The organism is Streptomyces sp. NPDC001410, from assembly GCF_042895235.1.
Lineage (GTDB): Bacteria > Actinomycetota > Actinomycetes > Streptomycetales > Streptomycetaceae > Streptomyces.
On record NZ_JBIAWE010000009.1, the window covers coordinates 282,119 to 297,076 of the forward strand.

Below are 14,958 nucleotides of genomic sequence, written 5' to 3' on the forward strand. Positions count from 1 at the left end.
ACGGGGACACGCCAGAGTTGCAGACGGGGGTTGGCATCATGGCAGGAAGCAGCGGCGAACACGCCGTGAGTATGCGGCTCAACCAGTACCCGGCCGACCCGGGCGGTGGCGGATCGACGGGTGGCGGCGGGCCCGACCTCGCGTCCTCTCCCGCCGAGAAGAAGGCCGCGGCGGATACCCTCTACAACGAGATCGAGCCGCACACCACGACGGCGGGGGCCTGGGCGGACGACGAGACGAGCGCGGTGGTGAAGGCGTTCGACGCGAAGGACGGGCATGGCTGGCTCACTTCCGGTGCTGTGAGCAAGGCCCACACGACCTGGAGCGAACAGGTTCAGAACCTGGTGAAGCAGCTGGTGCATGACGAATCGGCCCTCCGGAACAACAACACCTTGCTGAGCGGTACGGATTTCGGAGTGGGCGCCGGCGCGCGCAAGGTGTCCGTGCTGGACACGTACTCACTGCCACCTGAGCAGTGACAGAGACAGCCGCGCCCTCTCGCACGCCATCGGAATCAACGGGGACCCCATGCCGACGTACCACGAGATCCTGACGACCGACCTGTCCACGCTCACCACGGCCGCCGAACGCTGGGACGGCATGGCGAAGGAGCTCCACAAGCAGGAGACCGCCTACCGGCGGGACGTGCACGGCATCACCCTGCGCCCGACCTTTGCCGGTGAGAGTCGACAAGCCGCCAACGCGCGCTTCGGAATCAGGCTCACGGAGTTCATGAACGCCCAGACCGAGGCCAAGGCGATCGCCTCCCTCCTGCGCGATGCGCACACCCAGTTCGTGGACCTGCGCAAGAAGCTGGAGTCGGCGCGGGACGACGCCATTGCCAAGGGGATGAAGGTGTCGGACCAGGGCGTGGTCTCGTACGACCACGAGCGGCTCAGCCAGGGAGATCGCCAGGAACTTGCGCATGATCCCGACTACCAGGAGAGCGTACGCAAAGCCGTCGCCTCCTGGCAGGCCCGCATCGACCAGTGCGTGAAGGACGTGGGCGACGCCGACACGGGCGTCGAGGTCGCCTTCACCGCTGTCGTCAAGGGCCCCGACACGGGCCTCGGCAAGGTCCCCGACTTCAACGGCAAGGCCCAGGGCGACATCGAGAAGTACGAGGCCGACGAGGGCAAGGACATCGCGCAGCGCGTCAACGCCGGCAAGGCCACGGCGGCCGACTACCGGGAGCTGCAGCGCCTCTTCCACGACAACTCCGGCGACAAGGCGTTCAGTCAGACCCTGCTGGACGAACTGGGTGCCAAGGGCACGCTGCAGCTCTCCAACAGCCTCGACGGGCTTGCGTACCACGACGACAAGCAGCACAGCGGCCAGTACCTGGACATCCAGAAGGGTCTCGCCACCACGCTGGCGACCGCGACCCAGGACCCGCACTCGGACTTCTACAAGGACTTCCGCGAGGACATGCGCAAGGCCGGAACCGAACAGTTCAAGGTCGACGGCCTCAGCCCCATCCCGGACGAGAAGGTCCGCGGCTACCAGAGCCTCGTCACGCTGATGCAGCAGGGGCACGGCTACAACGGGCAGTTCCTGGAGGACACCGCGGACGACATCCGGCACGCGGAGGAGTCGTACACGTCCAAGGACGGCAACCCGACCGAATCCATCTGGGCCCTACGGGACAAGTTCAGCGGCAAGGACCGGGGCTGGTTCGCCAACGACCCGCTCGACGGCGTGCTCGGCATCATGTCCCACGATCCCAAGACCAGTACCGAGTACCTGGATCCGGCCCACAACGACAACCTGGAGTACCTGCTCCACGGGCGGGACTGGGACACCGTCGTGGACCACTTCGCGACCCCGCCCGGCGGCACGACGACCGGCATACCCGTCCTGGCGGAGGACGGTGACGCCCGCAAGGGGTTCGGTGCGCTCCTGGAGGCCGCCACGACTGGCGACGCGCCGGGCGCCTATCACGCGATCGGACAGCACACCGAGCCGCAGGCCCGCATCCTGCAGCACACGATCAACACCTTGTACACGGACAAGCATGCGGAGCACCTGCCGAAGAACCTCTCCACGCCCCTGGCGCACATCCTGACGTCATACACGGCCGATACGCACGAGATCTACGCGGCCTCCGACTCCAAGTACGACATCGACTGGAACAGCGAGGGCGACGTCTGGAGCGGCAAGGATGGGGCGCACATGGCGGTGGGGCACCAACGCCTGGCCGCGGTCATGCGAGGTGTCGCGGACGATCCGGAAGCCTTCGGCCATCTCTACGGAGCCGAACAGCAGTACTCGCACCACGTTCTGGACGGCATCCCCCAGGACGCCAGTAAGACGACGATCCAGAACCGTATTGTCGAGTCTTCACGCGCCATGGGCGCCTACGACGGCATACGGTCGGACATCATTTTCGACGAGCGGTTCAAGAAGACGCAGTGGGCCGCCGACTTCAACCACGGGCTCGGCACGTCCCTCAGTACAGCGCTGATGTTCAATCCCGTGTCCGATCTCAGCCCCGTCGGAGACCTCACCTCGAAAACGCTCGACGTGTGGTCGTACGAGTCCAACAAGGAGCACGTGGCCGAAGCGAACCTGGAGGCCACCCAGCAGAACGCCGAGTCCTACGATGCCGGACTGCACGACGTGGACCACATGGTCAGGGCATGGGCGGACAGCCGCGGCCACGGCATCGACAGTGACTGGACCAAGTCCTTGGTCCACTCTGGTCAGGACCAGTACGACCTGGGCCGCAACCGTACGCTCGACACTCTTCGCAGCGACCGCTGACGCACCTACCAGAGAACGGCCACGGCAGAATGAGCGCGACGCAGAAGAAGCCCGGTCTCCGAGGCATACACGCAGGCTGGTACGCGGGAGTATTCGTTCTGGTCCTGGGGCTCGTGGCTCTGGCCCTGTACGGCTCCGGAGCGTACGACTCCTGGCGCGACGGCCGCTCGCTGGACGAGGCCTGCGACGGCACGCTCGCGCAGGGTGGGCTGGCATCGGCGATGGGCTCCTCGCACCTGCGGGCCGAACAGGACGACGGCGGAAGCTCCCTGGCCCAGTGCTTCGTGAAGACCGCCCGCTCCGGGACGGGACGCGCCGTGCAGATCACCCTGCGCTGGAGCACCGCAGGACCCCCCTCCGACACCCTGGTCTGGTACAACGCGGACTACAACGGAGTGAGGGCGCAGGCGGCACCGCTCGGAAACGGCTGGTCCGGCGTCGTCCGGTACGACGGCACCTGGCAGATCATGGTGGCCCTCGACTGTGTGAACCAGAAGAACAAGGCGCTGGTCGCCTACGGCGACCTGTTCGGTGCGTCGAACGGCACCGCGCTGACCGGGCTCGGCAGAGTGACCAGCGAGACCGCCCAGAAGGCTGCCGAGAAATACGGGTGCCAGGCGGAGGCCGGCAGGCGGCTCACCAGTGTGTCCACGGCCCTTCTCGGCAAGCCCGGAACGGCGAAGCCGCTGGGGCAGGCGCAGGGATCCTGTGTCGCGCTGCGCGGTACGACGGCGCCGCAGAACAGCACACCCGAGATCATGGAGTACCCGGCGGACACGGACGCTCCTCAGACCAACTGCTATCTGGTCACGAAGGCCCAGAAGCCCGGCTACGGTCTGTACGCGTACTACGGTGCCGCCGCCAAGGACTTCGAGTCGGTCGGGTTCACTCACCCTGACGACGACTACGCATGGGCGACCGCCACGTGCCCCCGGTCCACACAGAAGGCGGTGTTCGTGATCTACCGCCTCTATGACAGGGACGCCGACACCTTCCCGGTCGCGCACTACTCGAACTCTTTCGCCCGCTCGGCCCTGAAGGCATTCGCCGATCACGAGGCGAAGCAGCGCGGCTGCACGGGCGTGCGGCTGGCTGACCGGTCTTGAAGTGATCTGAGCTGCTCCGAGCTGGGAGAGGTGTGGGTCGAACCGCGCACGGCAGCCCGTTGTCTTAGTGCGGTCGCTGTCGGCCTGGCGGTGCCGTCGCAATCGGTGCCGGCTCGGACACCGTCAACGCGACGGCGACGAAACACACCGTGACGAAGATCGGCGTCCACCGGTTGAAGTTCTGGATGGTGGATCCCACGGTGGTGCTGCAACGGCTCGTGATCGAGACGGGAGGGCTGTCGGCGCTGTATCTGGGTCCGCTGGAGAGTCGACGGCTGTAGTACGGCGATACGGCGAGGGGTGGACGGTGGGCGCGCGTCTGGTTGGTGGCCATGGGCCGAAGGGGCTGGTGTCCTCGCCCGCCGAGAAGCGGGCGGCGGCCCGCGCGATCCAGTCCCACATCGAGTCGCAGCCCCGCAAGGCCGGGGACTGGGCGGACGAGGAGACCGCGGCGGCGGTCAAGGCGTCCGGCGCGCGGGACGGGGACGGCTGGCAGACCTCGGCGGCGCTGCGGAAGGCCCACGAGACCTGGGGCGACCAGGTGAAGAACCTGATGGACCGGCTGGGCGCGGAGAAGGACTCCCTGGGTAGCACGAACACGGTACTGACGGGCAGCGACCTGGCCGTCGGATCACGGCTCCGGCAGGTGTCCGCGCTGGACCGGTACTGACGGGGCACGGTCGGGGATGCCGACCTACCACGAGATCATGAGCGCCGACCTCTCCGCGCCCACCTCCGCCGCCGAGCGCTGGGAGGGCATGGCGGGCGAGTTCGCGCAGCAGGAGAGGGCGTACCGCCGGGATGTGTACGGCATCACGGTGGGGCCCGCCTGGACGGGCATGAGCGCGGAGGCGGCGCACGGGCGCTTCGATGTCACGCTCAAGGAGTTCCAGTACGCGCAGACGGAGGCGAGGGCGATCGCCTCCCTGCTGCGGGATGCACACGCCCAGTTCGTGGAGCTGAAGGGCCGGCTGCCGGCGGCGCGGCGGGAGGCGGTGGCGGCGGGGATGCGGGTCTCGGAGCGCGGCCTGGTCAGCGCGGACGGGGAGCATGACGCCGACGCGGAATCCGCACGGGCCTGGCAGGACCGGATCGACAAGGTGGTGCGGGACGTGACGGACGCGGACACCGGCGTCCAGCTCGCGCTGACGGCGGCGGTCGTCGCCTCGGACCCGCTGGTCGGAGGACGGGGCTTCAACGGCAGGGCGATGGGGGACATCGAAGGTACGAGGTGCTGGAGGCGGAGGGGGCGCTGGAGAAACTGGGCCGCGGCGCGCACCTGTCGGGGCGCGAACTGACAGAACTGCAGCGGCTGTTCCGCGACAACTCCGACGACGAGGTGTTCTCCCGCACGCTGCTGGACGACCTGGGTGCGGCGGGCACGATCTGACTCGAAGTACTCCTCGCACTGCTCGGCTGACATTCCGCTGCCGTCGTCCTCGACGCGGATCCGTTCCACGCCTCCGAGGTCGTTGCGCTCCAGCACGACGACGACACAGCCTGCATCGGCATCGAGGGCGTTCCAGACCAGTACCTCGACAGCGCCAACGGGGTCCCGCAACCGGGCCAACTCAGCGATGTGCTCGCGACTGGTCTCGAGCCGTACCTTGACCATGACGAGGGCTCTCCTGCCGTGTCTCTCCCGGGTTGGGGAGGTCAGTCTGCCTTTCCTATGTCGCCTGACGTGCGGAATAGCTCTGAAATCACTCGATGAGGGCGCCCAGCGGCCGGTAGGCAGGGCCCGCGCCCCAGGGCTGGTCAGGCGGCCGAGGTCACCGTCCCGGTCTGCCGTGCCAGGGCGGGCGGCTCGGGCAGGGACGGCCGTTGCCGGTCGTGTGCCGTGATGGCCCGTCGCAGCCGGGTCAGGAGGGCACCGCGGCCCGCGCCGAGTTCGGGGGCCTGGCCGGACGGGGCCTCGGCGATGGCCGACTCGATGGCGATGCGGGTCTTCTCGGGCTCTCGGCGGTAGCGGACGCCGGAGACGTTGATGCGGTTGGTCACCTGCATCCACGTGATGTCCTGGCCCGAGTGCTCGACCCGCAGGAGCTTGGCGTAGAGCCACTCACGTCTGCTCCTGCCGACGAACAGCACCCGCTGGGCGGTGACCACCAGCGTTCCGGAGTCGCGCACGGCGATGTCCTGGCCACCTGCGGCAGGCTCCGCCATCTCGGCGTCGGTCATCCACCACACCGACTCGCCACGCTTCCGCTTGCCCCAGTCCGCCATCCATCCATCGCGGGTTCCCTCGCCTGAACCCAACTCCGCCGCGAATTCCGCGAGTTGGACCAACCTCTCGCGCTCTTGCTCCCATGCTCGCAGCTGGCGTTCGTACTGTTCGGCCGCGAGCCTCGCCCTCCGGGCCTCGCGGGCGGGTCGAGTGCGGCGGTGGATGTACCAGGCCGCCACGAGCAGTGCGAGGACGAGTAGCACCTTCACCAGCAGCACCAGCCACTCGCCCGTGGTCAGCTGGTCGTCCACCGCGACGCTGAGTTGCTTGGTCGTGGTGTTGCCGTACGCGTCCGTGGCGGTGGCCCTGACCCGGTAGGTGCCCGGGGGGAGCGCCCTGGTCACGGTCGCTGCGTGCCCGGTCGAGGTGAAGCCGTCGTGTGCGCCCGAGCCGTACGTCACCGTGACCTTGGCACGCTCCTCGGCGGTCACGGCGAGCGACAGATCCCCGTGGGCCGCGCGATCGCTGTCCGACGTGACCTTCAGTGCCGGAGCGGCGGTGTCGACGACGAGCTTCCGGCCTGTCGTACGGCCGGTCCGTCCGTAAGGGTCGGCGACCGTGACGACCGGCGCCGGGTAGCGTCCGTCCGCCATCCGTGCGTCGATCGAGGCCCGGCCGTCCCTGTCCGTCGTGAAGGTGCGGTCCACTGCGGCACCGATCGTGAGCCGGCCCTTGCTGCGCGGCGGAGCGGTGACGGTGAACCGTACGTGGTCCGAGCCGTGTGTCCGGTCGGCGCTCATCCGTGGGGTGAGGCCATCGAGGTCCACGCGCACGCTCTGCTCCGCGCGACCGACGTTGCCCGCCTCGTCGGTCACCTCCACCCGGACCGTGTAGCTGCCGTTCGGGAGGACCAGACCTTCGTCCAAGACGTCGCCGTCGCTGCCCACGGTGCCGGTGATCCGCTCCTTGCGGCCGGGGACGGTGAGCTCGTACGACGCACCCGCCTCGGTGACGAAGTTGACCCGTGAGGTGGCGGTCGCCGCGTTCGGATCCGCGACGGAGAAGCCACTGATGGTCGGAGCCTCGGCGTCGACGTCGAGTGCGATGTCGTCGGACTCGTCACTGGTGTTGCCAGCAGCGTCGGTGGCCGTGGCGGTGTACCTGTGCGAGCCGCTGGAGGCAGTGAACGTGACCGTCTGGGCGCTTCCGGTCGCCGTGGCCTTCGCGACGGTTCGATCGACGGTGCCGTACTCGTCGGTCTCCGCGACGTCGATCCGCGCCCCCCGCTCGGCGGTGACCGTCAGGCTGACCCGGCCGCCCTTGCCCGCGTGCGGCCGGGAGACCTTGGGCTGCCGGGGCGCGGCGACGTCCACGGACGCCGAGGGCCCGCTCTCGTCCGTCCCGCCGCAATACGTGTAGTAACCCAGATCTCCACACACGTACGAGCCGGTGTCCGAAGGACACGAATGCCAGCGGTGGCATCCATCGCGGTGTGCCTCGGCCGTGACCGGAAGCAGCCCCAGCAGTAGTACGGCGGTGCCGATGACCACGCTGGTACGCGGCAGCCATCTCCCGGATCTGCGCAGCCTCGATGCCATGTTCTACCCCCACCCCAGCGCGTCCCCATGCGCTCCGTGCTCAACAGGTGGCACAGAGTAGACCCGAGATCGATTGGGCGACTACGGCCGAGACATTGTTATCGAGGTGAGAGCGGCTGGTGGGGCCTTCGAGGCTGCTCCGAGCGTCGCGCTCACGCCCCCGGGTTTGACCCACGTCACCCCCCGGGTATTCTCTCCGCCCCGATTGGCCAGCCCCCCGCCCCATATGGCAGACTGTCGGAGTTGCTCGGTCGAGTGTTGATGCTGCGCGCCTCCCGCCGGGAGGACCGGAAGCGAGTCCCACAGTACTCGTCGCCCTAACTGCCTGCGGGCAGCACTGGGGCGGACGTACGGGAATCTTCCGGGAAGTGTGGTGCGGCACCGACCAGGCGCCCGGTGGGCCTTCCGCCCCCGGCTTGCGGTTCCGGAAGGGCCGTGTGCATTCCCCGCAGGGATGTTCGAACAAGGGACATCTGTGTCAGCGGGAGCGCGACACGCCCGACCGCGTGGGTCGGAGAAGGAAGTCAGGAACGCCGGGTTCCAGAGCGTTGAAGAGACAGGACTACTGAGTAGCCATGGCGGGACAGAAGATCCGCATCCGGCTCAAGGCCTACGACCACGAGGTCATCGACTCCTCGGCGAAGAAGATCGTCGAGACGGTGACCCGCACTGGTGCGTCGGTCGCGGGCCCGGTGCCGCTGCCCACTGAGAAGAACGTGTACTGCGTCATCAAGTCGCCGCACAAGTACAAGGACTCGCGCGAGCACTTCGAGATGCGCACGCACAAGCGCCTGATCGACATTCTCGACCCCACCCCCAAGACCGTTGACTCTCTGATGCGACTCGACCTCCCGGCCGGTGTCGACATCGAGATCAAGCTCTGAGGGTCGGTGAGCTGAGAATGGCTAAGCAGATCAAGGGCATCCTGGGCGAGAAGCTCGGCATGACGCAGGTGTGGGACGAGAACAACCGCGTTGTTCCGGTCACCGTCGTCAAGGCCGGCCCCAACGTCGTCACCCAGGTCCGTACGAACGATGTCGACGGCTACGAGTCCGTCCAGATCGCTTTCGGCGAGATCGACCCGCGCAAGGTGAACAAGCCCCTCAAGGGTCACTTCGCCAAGGCCGACGTCACTCCCCGCCGCCACCTCGTCGAGATCCGTACCGCTGACGCCAGCGAGTACACCCTCGGCCAGGAGATCACCGCCGAGGTGTTCGAGGCCGGCATCAAGGTCGACGTGACCGGCAAGAGCAAGGGCAAGGGCTTCGCCGGTGTCATGAAGCGTCACAACTTCAAGGGCCTCGGCGCCGGACACGGCACCCAGCGCAAGCACCGCTCGCCCGGTTCCATCGGTGGCTGCGCCACCCCGGGCCGCGTGTTCAAGGGCCTCCGCATGGCGGGTCGCATGGGCAACGAGCGGGTCACCACCCAGAACCTGACCGTCCACGCCGTTGACGCGGAGAAGGGTCTGCTGCTCATCAAGGGCGCGGTTCCCGGTCCGAACGGCGGCCTCGTCCTGGTCCGCACCGCGGCCAAGGGGGCCTGAGGTAACCGATGAGCACTGTTGACATCCTTTCGCCGGCGGGCGACAAGGCCGGTTCCGTCGAGCTCCCCGCGGAGATCTTCGACGCCAAGGTCAGCGTTCCGCTGATCCACCAGGTCGTCGTCGCGCAGCTGGCCGCTGCCCGTCAGGGCACGCACAAGACGAAGACCCGTGGCGAGGTCCGTGGTGGTGGCAAGAAGCCTTACCGCCAGAAGGGCACCGGTCGCGCCCGTCAGGGTTCGACCCGCGCGCCGCAGTTCGCCGGTGGTGGCGTCGTGCACGGTCCCGTGCCGCGTGACTACTCGCAGCGCACCCCGAAGAAGATGAAGGCCGCCGCCCTGCGCGGTGCCCTCACCGACCGGGCGCGTCACAACCGCATCCACGTCGTCGCCGGCGTGGTCGAGGGTGCGAACCCGTCCACCAAGGCCGCGAAGAGCCTGTTCGGCAAGATCTCGGAGCGCAAGAACCTGCTCCTGGTCGTCGAGCGCGCCGACGAGGCCGCGTGGCTGTCCGCCCGCAACCTGCCCCAGGTCCACATCCTGGAGCCGGGCCAGCTGAACACGTACGACGTTCTCGTCTCGGACGACGTGGTCTTCACCCAGGCCGCTTTCGAGTCCTTCGTGTCTGGCCCCAAGGCCGCTGACACCGAAGGGAGCGAGGCCTGATGGCTACGCGTCACCCGAGCATTGCCTCGAAGGCTGCCAAGGCCGCCAAGGCCGCGCGCGTCGCCAAGGCGCGTCGCCACGCCACCGAGGGCAAGAACACCGTCGAGACCCCGCTGAGCAAGTCGTACACGGACCCCCGTGACGTCCTGCTGAAGCCGGTCGTCTCCGAGAAGAGCTACGCGCTCCTCGACGAGAACAAGTACACGTTCATCGTCGCCCCGAACGCCAACAAGACCCAGATCAAGCAGGCCGTCCAGGCGGTCTTCTCGGTCAAGGTCACCGGGGTCAACACGATCAACCGCCAGGGCAAGCGCAAGCGCACGAAGACCGGTTTCGGTCAGCGTGCCGGCAGCAAGCGCGCGATCGTGACCCTCGCCGAGGGCGACCGTATCGACATCTTCGGCGGTCCGACCGCCTAAGGGCGGTCCGGATCGTCCGATATCGGACGAGGACTGAGAAATGGGAATCCGCAAGTACAAGCCGACTACGCCGGGCCGTCGTGGCGCCAGCGTCGCCGACTTCGTCGAGGTCACGCGGTCCACGCCGGAGAAGTCGCTGGTCCGCCCCCTGCACAGCAAGGGCGGCCGTAACAACGCCGGTCGTGTGACCGTTCGCCACCAGGGTGGCGGACACAAGCGCGCCTACCGTGTGATCGACTTCCGTCGTCACGACAAGGACGGCGTGCCGGCGAAGGTCGCGCACATCGAGTACGACCCCAACCGCACCGCGCGCATCGCGCTGCTGCACTACGCCGACGGCGAGAAGCGCTACATCCTCGCCCCGCGCAACCTGCAGCAGGGTGACCGCATCGAGAACGGTCCCGGGGCCGACATCAAGCCGGGCAACAACCTGGCCCTCCGCAACATCCCGGTCGGTACCACGATCCACGCGATCGAGCTCCGTCCCGGTGGCGGTGCCAAGTTCGCCCGCTCCGCCGGTGCCTCCGTGCAGCTGCTCGCGAAGGAGGGCTCGATGGCCCACCTGCGCATGCCGTCCGGCGAGGTCCGCCTGGTCGACGTCCGCTGCCGCGCCACCATCGGTGAGGTCGGCAACGCCGAGCAGAGCAACATCAACTGGGGTAAGGCCGGCCGTAAGCGGTGGCTGGGCGTTCGCCCGACCGTCCGTGGTGTGGTCATGAACCCGGTTGACCACCCGCACGGTGGTGGTGAGGGCCGGACCTCCGGTGGTCGCCACCCTGTGTCCCCGTGGGGCAAGAAGGAAGGCCGTACTCGTTCGCCCAAGAAGGCGTCGAACAAGTACATCGTCCGCCGCCGCAAGACGAACAAGAAGCGCTAAGGACGGGTTGAGATGCCTCGTAGCCTGAAGAAGGGGCCCTTCGTCGACGACCACCTGATCAAGAAGGTGGACGCCCAGAACGAAGCCGGCACCAAGAACGTCATCAAGACCTGGTCCCGTCGCTCCATGATCGTCCCGGCCATGCTGGGCCACACGCTCGCGGTGCACAACGGCAAGACCCACATCCCGGTGTTCGTCACCGAGTCGATGGTCGGCCACAAGCTCGGCGAGTTCTCGCCGACGCGCACCTTCCGGGGTCACGTCAAGGAAGACCGGAAGTCGAAGCGCCGCTAGTAGCGGATCGCATTCAGACACGTAAGTAACTGAGAGGGACAACCATGGAAGCCAGGGCCCAGGCGCGGTACATCCGCGTTACGCCCATGAAGGCCCGCCGCGTGGTGGACCTTATCCGTGGCATGGATGCCACGGAGGCTCAGGCTGTTCTGCGATTCGCTCCGCAGGCAGCCTCCGTGCCGGTCGGCAAGGTGCTCGACAGCGCCATCGCCAACGCCGCGCACAACTACGACCACACCGACGCCGACAGCCTCTTCATCTCCGAGGCGTACGTCGACGAGGGTCCGACCCTGAAGCGGTTCCGTCCGCGCGCCCAGGGCCGTGCCTACCGGATCCGCAAGCGGACCAGCCACATCACCGTGGTCGTCAGCAGCAAGGAAGGAACCCGGTAATGGGCCAGAAGGTTAACCCGCATGGGTTCCGGCTCGGTGTCACCACGGACTTCAAGTCCCGGTGGTACGCCGACAAGCTGTACAAGGACTACGTCAAGGAAGACGTCGCCATCCGTCGGATGATGACGTCCGGCATGGAGCGCGCCGGTATCTCGAAGGTTGAGATCGAGCGCACCCGTGACCGCGTGCGGGTGGACATCCACACCGCTCGTCCGGGCATCGTCATCGGCCGCCGTGGCGCCGAGGCCGACCGCATCCGCGGCGACCTCGAGAAGCTCACGGGCAAGCAGGTCCAGCTGAACATCCTCGAGGTCAAGAACCCCGAGACCGACGCTCAGCTGGTGGCCCAGGCCGTTGCCGAGCAGCTCTCCTCCCGCGTCTCCTTCCGCCGCGCCATGCGTAAGAGCATGCAGTCGGCGATGAAGGCGGGCGCCAAGGGCATCAAGATCCAGTGCGGTGGCCGCCTCGGCGGCGCCGAGATGTCCCGCTCGGAGTTCTACCGCGAGGGCCGCGTGCCCCTGCACACGCTCCGCGCGAACGTGGACTACGGCTTCTTCGAGGCCAAGACGACCTTCGGCCGCATCGGCGTGAAGGTCTGGATCTACAAGGGCGACGTCAAGAACATCGCCGAGGTCCGCGCCGAGAACGCTGCGGCCCGTGCGGGTAACCGCCCGGCCCGTGGCGGTGCCGACCGCCCGGCCCGTGGTGGCCGCGGTGGCGAGCGGCGCGGTCGCAAGCCGCAGCAGGCTGCCGGCGCCGAGGCCCCCAAGGCCGAGGCCCCCGCCGCTCCGGCTGAGAGCACCGGAACGGAGGCCTGACCGACATGCTGATCCCCCGTAGGGTCAAGCACCGCAAGCAGCACCACCCGAAGCGCCGCGGTATGGCCAAGGGTGGTACGACGGTTGCGTTCGGCGAGTACGGCATCCAGGCCCTCACGCCGGCGTACGTGACCAACCGCCAGATCGAGGCGGCTCGTATCGCGATGACCCGCCACATCAAGCGTGGCGGCAAGGTCTGGATCAACATCTACCCGGACCGTCCGCTCACCAAGAAGCCCGCCGAGACCCGCATGGGTTCCGGTAAGGGTTCGCCGGAGTGGTGGATCGCGAACGTGCACCCGGGCCGGGTCATGTTCGAGCTGTCTTATCCGAACGAGAAGATCGCGCGTGAGGCCCTCACTCGTGCAGCCCACAAGCTGCCGATGAAGTGCCGCATCGTCAAGCGCGAGGCAGGTGAAGCGTGATGTCGGTCGGTACCAAGGCGTCCGAGCTGCGCGAGCTGGGCAACGAGGAGCTTCTGGCGAAGCTCCGCGAGGCCAAGGAAGAGCTGTTCAACCTCCGCTTCCAGGCGGCGACGGGTCAGCTCGAGAACCACGGCCGTCTGAAGGCGGTCCGCAAGGACATCGCGCGGATCTACACCCTGATGCGCGAGCGTGAGCTGGGCATCGAAACGGTGGAGAACGCCTGATGAGCGAGAAGAACGTGACTGAGAACGCAGAGGCGCGCGGCTTCCGCAAGACCCGTGAGGGTCTCGTCGTCAGCGACAAGATGGACAAGACCGTCGTCGTCGCTGTCGAGGACCGCGTCAAGCACGCGCTGTACGGCAAGGTCATCCGCCGTACGAACAAGCTCAAGGCGCACGACGAGCAGAACGCCGCGGGTGTCGGCGACCGCGTCCTCCTCATGGAGACCCGGCCGCTGTCCGCGACGAAGCGCTGGCGCGTCGTCGAGATCCTCGAGAAGGCCAAGTAGGTAATTCCCGCAAGGGAATTCCAATAAGCACGTTCCTGCGGGGCACCCCTCGCAGGACAGTTCCGCCAGGCTCCGGGGGCCGCTCACTGAGCGGCCCCCGGGGAACCGGCAGACACACAGGAGATAGACGTGATCCAGCAGGAGTCGCGACTGCGCGTCGCCGACAACACTGGTGCGAAGGAAATCCTTTGCATCCGTGTGCTCGGTGGCTCCGGTCGCCGCTACGCGGGCATCGGTGACGTCATCGTCGCCACCGTCAAGGACGCGATCCCCGGTGGCAACGTGAAGAAGGGTGACGTCGTCAAGGCGGTCATCGTTCGCACCGTCAAGGAGCGCCGCCGTCCGGACGGCTCGTACATCCGCTTCGACGAGAACGCCGCCGTCATTCTGAAGAACGACGGCGACCCTCGCGGCACCCGTATCTTCGGCCCGGTCGGCCGTGAGCTGCGCGAGAAGAAGTTCATGAAGATCATCTCGCTCGCGCCGGAGGTGCTGTAAGCATGAAGATCAAGAAGGGCGACCTGGTCCAGGTCATCACCGGTAAGGACAAGGGCAAGCAGGGCAAGGTCATTGCCGCTTACCCGCGCGAGGAGCGTGTCCTGGTCGAGGGTGTCAACCGGGTCAAGAAGCACACCAAGGCCGGTCCGACCGCCAGCGGTTCGCAGGCCGGCGGCATCGTCACGACCGAGGCGCCGATCCACGTCTCCAACGTCCAGCTGGTCGTTGAGAAGGACGGCAACAAGGTTGTCACGCGTGTCGGTTACCGCTTCGACGACGAAGGCAACAAGATCCGCGTTGCCAAGCGGACGGGTGAGGACATCTGATGGCTACCACCACCACTCCGCGTCTGAAGCAGAAGTACCGCGAGGAGATCGCGGGCAAGCTGCGTGACGAGTTCAAGTACGAGAACGTCATGCAGATCCCCGGCCTCGTCAAGATCGTGGTCAACATGGGTGTGGGCGACGCCGCCCGCGACTCGAAGCTGATCGAGGGCGCCATCCGCGACCTCTCCACGATCACCGGCCAGAAGCCGCAGGTCACCAAGGCCCGCAAGTCCATCGCGCAGTTCAAGCTGCGTGAGGGCCAGCCGATCGGTGCCCACGTCACGCTCCGTGGCGACCGCATGTGGGAGTTCCTGGACCGCACCCTGTCGCTCGCGCTGCCGCGCATCCGCGACTTCCGCGGCCTGTCCCCGAAGCAGTTCGACGGCCGTGGCAACTACACCTTCGGTCTCACGGAGCAGGTCATGTTCCACGAGATCGACCAGGACAAGATCGACCGTGTCCGGGGTATGGACATCACCGTGGTCACCACGGCGACCAACGACGCTGAGGGCCGCGCGCTCCTTCGTCACCTCGGCTTCCCGTTCAAGGAGGCGTGAGC

General features: G+C 67.3%; 21 protein-coding genes and 2 pseudogenes. 21 read left to right on the forward strand and 2 right to left on the reverse strand.

Annotated features, from left to right (window positions below; translation table 11 throughout):
- Positions 1 to 38: 38 nt before the first annotated feature.
- The 7 genes and pseudogenes from ACFY3C_RS21820 (at position 39) to ACFY3C_RS21850 (ending at position 5,259) form a co-directional block, all read left to right on the forward strand.
- Complete coding sequence (locus ACFY3C_RS21820; protein ID WP_390771920.1) at positions 39 to 479, forward strand: hypothetical protein; 441 nt, start codon at positions 39 to 41, stop codon at positions 477 to 479.
- A 49-nt stretch (positions 480 to 528) separates the two neighbouring features.
- Positions 529 to 2,763: a hypothetical protein gene (locus ACFY3C_RS21825; RefSeq protein WP_386577186.1), complete on the forward strand. Its 2,235-nt coding sequence runs from the start codon at positions 529 to 531 to the stop codon at positions 2,761 to 2,763.
- Positions 2,764 to 2,792: 29 nt separating this feature from the next.
- Positions 2,793 to 3,869 (forward strand): hypothetical protein, encoded by a 1,077-nt coding sequence (locus ACFY3C_RS21830; protein WP_390771921.1) that lies wholly within the window; start codon positions 2,793 to 2,795, stop codon positions 3,867 to 3,869.
- Between the two features lie 113 nt (positions 3,870 to 3,982).
- Positions 3,983 to 4,150, forward strand: a pseudogene (locus tag ACFY3C_RS21835) (hypothetical protein); the annotation flags it as partial.
- Positions 4,151 to 4,176: 26 nt separating this feature from the next.
- On the forward strand, positions 4,177 to 4,539 hold the full coding sequence (locus ACFY3C_RS21840; RefSeq protein WP_390771922.1) for a hypothetical protein: 363 nt from the start codon (positions 4,177 to 4,179) through the stop codon (positions 4,537 to 4,539).
- A 16-nt stretch (positions 4,540 to 4,555) separates the two neighbouring features.
- Complete coding sequence (locus tag ACFY3C_RS21845) at positions 4,556 to 5,167, forward strand: hypothetical protein (protein ID WP_390772000.1); 612 nt, start codon at positions 4,556 to 4,558, stop codon at positions 5,165 to 5,167.
- The gene (locus tag ACFY3C_RS21850) at positions 5,101 to 5,259 is read left to right on the forward strand and encodes a hypothetical protein (protein WP_390772001.1); all 159 of its coding nucleotides are present in this window, start codon (positions 5,101 to 5,103) and stop codon (positions 5,257 to 5,259) included. The genes ACFY3C_RS21845 and ACFY3C_RS21850 overlap by 67 nt, the downstream gene beginning before the upstream one ends.
- A 54-nt stretch (positions 5,260 to 5,313) precedes the next feature.
- Here ACFY3C_RS21850 and ACFY3C_RS21855 read toward each other — a convergent pair.
- Together ACFY3C_RS21855 and ACFY3C_RS21860 are read right to left on the reverse strand one after the other, a co-directional pair.
- Positions 5,314 to 5,484, reverse strand: a pseudogene (locus tag ACFY3C_RS21855) (hypothetical protein); the annotation flags it as partial.
- 143 nt (positions 5,485 to 5,627) lie between these two features.
- Positions 5,628 to 7,634: an Ig-like domain repeat protein gene (locus ACFY3C_RS21860; RefSeq protein WP_390771923.1), complete on the reverse strand. Its 2,007-nt coding sequence runs from the start codon at positions 7,632 to 7,634 to the stop codon at positions 5,628 to 5,630.
- 575 nt (positions 7,635 to 8,209) lie between these two features.
- Here ACFY3C_RS21860 and rpsJ point away from each other — a divergent pair.
- From rpsJ to rplE, 14 genes are all read left to right on the forward strand, one after another.
- Positions 8,210 to 8,518, forward strand: a complete 309-nt coding sequence (rpsJ, locus tag ACFY3C_RS21865; protein WP_003948644.1) for a 30S ribosomal protein S10 — start codon at positions 8,210 to 8,212, stop codon at positions 8,516 to 8,518.
- A 17-nt stretch (positions 8,519 to 8,535) separates the two neighbouring features.
- The gene (gene rplC, locus ACFY3C_RS21870) at positions 8,536 to 9,180 is read left to right on the forward strand and encodes a 50S ribosomal protein L3 (protein WP_020135811.1); all 645 of its coding nucleotides are present in this window, start codon (positions 8,536 to 8,538) and stop codon (positions 9,178 to 9,180) included.
- 8 nt (positions 9,181 to 9,188) lie between these two features.
- Entirely contained in the window at positions 9,189 to 9,842 is a 654-nt protein-coding gene (gene rplD / locus ACFY3C_RS21875) for a 50S ribosomal protein L4 (protein ID WP_355995361.1), read from the forward strand.
- Positions 9,842 to 10,261, forward strand: a complete 420-nt coding sequence (rplW, locus tag ACFY3C_RS21880) for a 50S ribosomal protein L23 (protein ID WP_386577193.1) — start codon at positions 9,842 to 9,844, stop codon at positions 10,259 to 10,261. The genes rplD and rplW overlap by 1 nt, the downstream gene beginning before the upstream one ends.
- A 40-nt stretch (positions 10,262 to 10,301) precedes the next feature.
- A complete protein-coding gene (gene rplB, locus ACFY3C_RS21885; RefSeq protein ID WP_386577194.1) occupies positions 10,302 to 11,138 on the forward strand; it encodes a 50S ribosomal protein L2 in 837 nt (278 codons plus the stop codon).
- Positions 11,139 to 11,150: 12 nt separating this feature from the next.
- A complete protein-coding gene (rpsS, locus tag ACFY3C_RS21890; protein ID WP_023547380.1) occupies positions 11,151 to 11,432 on the forward strand; it encodes a 30S ribosomal protein S19 in 282 nt (93 codons plus the stop codon).
- 44 nt (positions 11,433 to 11,476) lie between these two features.
- Positions 11,477 to 11,824: a 50S ribosomal protein L22 gene (gene rplV / locus ACFY3C_RS21895; RefSeq protein WP_003974262.1), complete on the forward strand. Its 348-nt coding sequence runs from the start codon at positions 11,477 to 11,479 to the stop codon at positions 11,822 to 11,824.
- Positions 11,824 to 12,642 (forward strand): 30S ribosomal protein S3, encoded by an 819-nt coding sequence (gene rpsC / locus ACFY3C_RS21900; RefSeq protein WP_055706471.1) that lies wholly within the window; start codon positions 11,824 to 11,826, stop codon positions 12,640 to 12,642. Before rplV ends, rpsC begins: the two co-directional genes overlap by 1 nt.
- Before the next feature lie 5 nt (positions 12,643 to 12,647).
- Entirely contained in the window at positions 12,648 to 13,067 is a 420-nt protein-coding gene (gene rplP, locus ACFY3C_RS21905; RefSeq protein WP_007443989.1) for a 50S ribosomal protein L16, read from the forward strand.
- Positions 13,067 to 13,291 (forward strand): 50S ribosomal protein L29, encoded by a 225-nt coding sequence (rpmC, locus tag ACFY3C_RS21910; protein ID WP_023547377.1) that lies wholly within the window; start codon positions 13,067 to 13,069, stop codon positions 13,289 to 13,291. Before rplP ends, rpmC begins: the two co-directional genes overlap by 1 nt.
- Positions 13,291 to 13,575, forward strand: coding sequence for a 30S ribosomal protein S17 (gene rpsQ / locus ACFY3C_RS21915; protein ID WP_018543912.1), 285 nt, complete (start codon positions 13,291 to 13,293; stop codon positions 13,573 to 13,575). The genes rpmC and rpsQ overlap by 1 nt, the downstream gene beginning before the upstream one ends.
- 129 nt (positions 13,576 to 13,704) lie before the next feature.
- Positions 13,705 to 14,073: a 50S ribosomal protein L14 gene (gene rplN / locus ACFY3C_RS21920; RefSeq protein WP_003998823.1), complete on the forward strand. Its 369-nt coding sequence runs from the start codon at positions 13,705 to 13,707 to the stop codon at positions 14,071 to 14,073.
- 2 nt (positions 14,074 to 14,075) lie between these two features.
- Positions 14,076 to 14,399, forward strand: coding sequence for a 50S ribosomal protein L24 (rplX, locus tag ACFY3C_RS21925; protein WP_030930498.1), 324 nt, complete (start codon positions 14,076 to 14,078; stop codon positions 14,397 to 14,399).
- Positions 14,399 to 14,956: a 50S ribosomal protein L5 gene (gene rplE / locus ACFY3C_RS21930; protein ID WP_389187601.1), complete on the forward strand. Its 558-nt coding sequence runs from the start codon at positions 14,399 to 14,401 to the stop codon at positions 14,954 to 14,956. The genes rplX and rplE overlap by 1 nt, the downstream gene beginning before the upstream one ends.
- Positions 14,957 to 14,958 lie beyond the last annotated feature (2 nt).

Excerpts from the sequence above, each read along its gene's own strand:
- ACFY3C_RS21820 (WP_390771920.1), top strand. The coding sequence starts at position 39 with ATGGCAGGAAGCAGCGGCGAACACGCCGTGAGTATGCGGCTCAACCAG.
- ACFY3C_RS21825 (WP_386577186.1), top strand. The coding sequence starts at position 529 with ATGCCGACGTACCACGAGATCCTGACGACCGACCTGTCCACGCTCACC.
- ACFY3C_RS21830 (WP_390771921.1), top strand. The coding sequence starts at position 2,793 with ATGAGCGCGACGCAGAAGAAGCCCGGTCTCCGAGGCATACACGCAGGC.
- ACFY3C_RS21845 (WP_390772000.1), top strand. The coding sequence starts at position 4,556 with ATGCCGACCTACCACGAGATCATGAGCGCCGACCTCTCCGCGCCCACC.
- ACFY3C_RS21860 (WP_390771923.1), bottom strand. The coding sequence starts at position 7,634 with ATGGCATCGAGGCTGCGCAGATCCGGGAGATGGCTGCCGCGTACCAGC.
- rpsJ (WP_003948644.1), top strand. The coding sequence starts at position 8,210 with ATGGCGGGACAGAAGATCCGCATCCGGCTCAAGGCCTACGACCACGAG.
- rplC (WP_020135811.1), top strand. The coding sequence starts at position 8,536 with ATGGCTAAGCAGATCAAGGGCATCCTGGGCGAGAAGCTCGGCATGACG.
- rplD (WP_355995361.1), top strand. The coding sequence starts at position 9,189 with ATGAGCACTGTTGACATCCTTTCGCCGGCGGGCGACAAGGCCGGTTCC.
- rplW (WP_386577193.1), top strand. The coding sequence starts at position 9,842 with ATGGCTACGCGTCACCCGAGCATTGCCTCGAAGGCTGCCAAGGCCGCC.
- rplB (WP_386577194.1), top strand. The coding sequence starts at position 10,302 with ATGGGAATCCGCAAGTACAAGCCGACTACGCCGGGCCGTCGTGGCGCC.
- rpsS (WP_023547380.1), top strand. The coding sequence starts at position 11,151 with ATGCCTCGTAGCCTGAAGAAGGGGCCCTTCGTCGACGACCACCTGATC.
- rplV (WP_003974262.1), top strand. The coding sequence starts at position 11,477 with ATGGAAGCCAGGGCCCAGGCGCGGTACATCCGCGTTACGCCCATGAAG.
- rpsC (WP_055706471.1), top strand. The coding sequence starts at position 11,824 with ATGGGCCAGAAGGTTAACCCGCATGGGTTCCGGCTCGGTGTCACCACG.
- rplP (WP_007443989.1), top strand. The coding sequence starts at position 12,648 with ATGCTGATCCCCCGTAGGGTCAAGCACCGCAAGCAGCACCACCCGAAG.
- rpmC (WP_023547377.1), top strand. The coding sequence starts at position 13,067 with ATGTCGGTCGGTACCAAGGCGTCCGAGCTGCGCGAGCTGGGCAACGAG.
- rpsQ (WP_018543912.1), top strand. The coding sequence starts at position 13,291 with ATGAGCGAGAAGAACGTGACTGAGAACGCAGAGGCGCGCGGCTTCCGC.
- rplX (WP_030930498.1), top strand. The coding sequence starts at position 14,076 with ATGAAGATCAAGAAGGGCGACCTGGTCCAGGTCATCACCGGTAAGGAC.
- rplE (WP_389187601.1), top strand. The coding sequence starts at position 14,399 with ATGGCTACCACCACCACTCCGCGTCTGAAGCAGAAGTACCGCGAGGAG.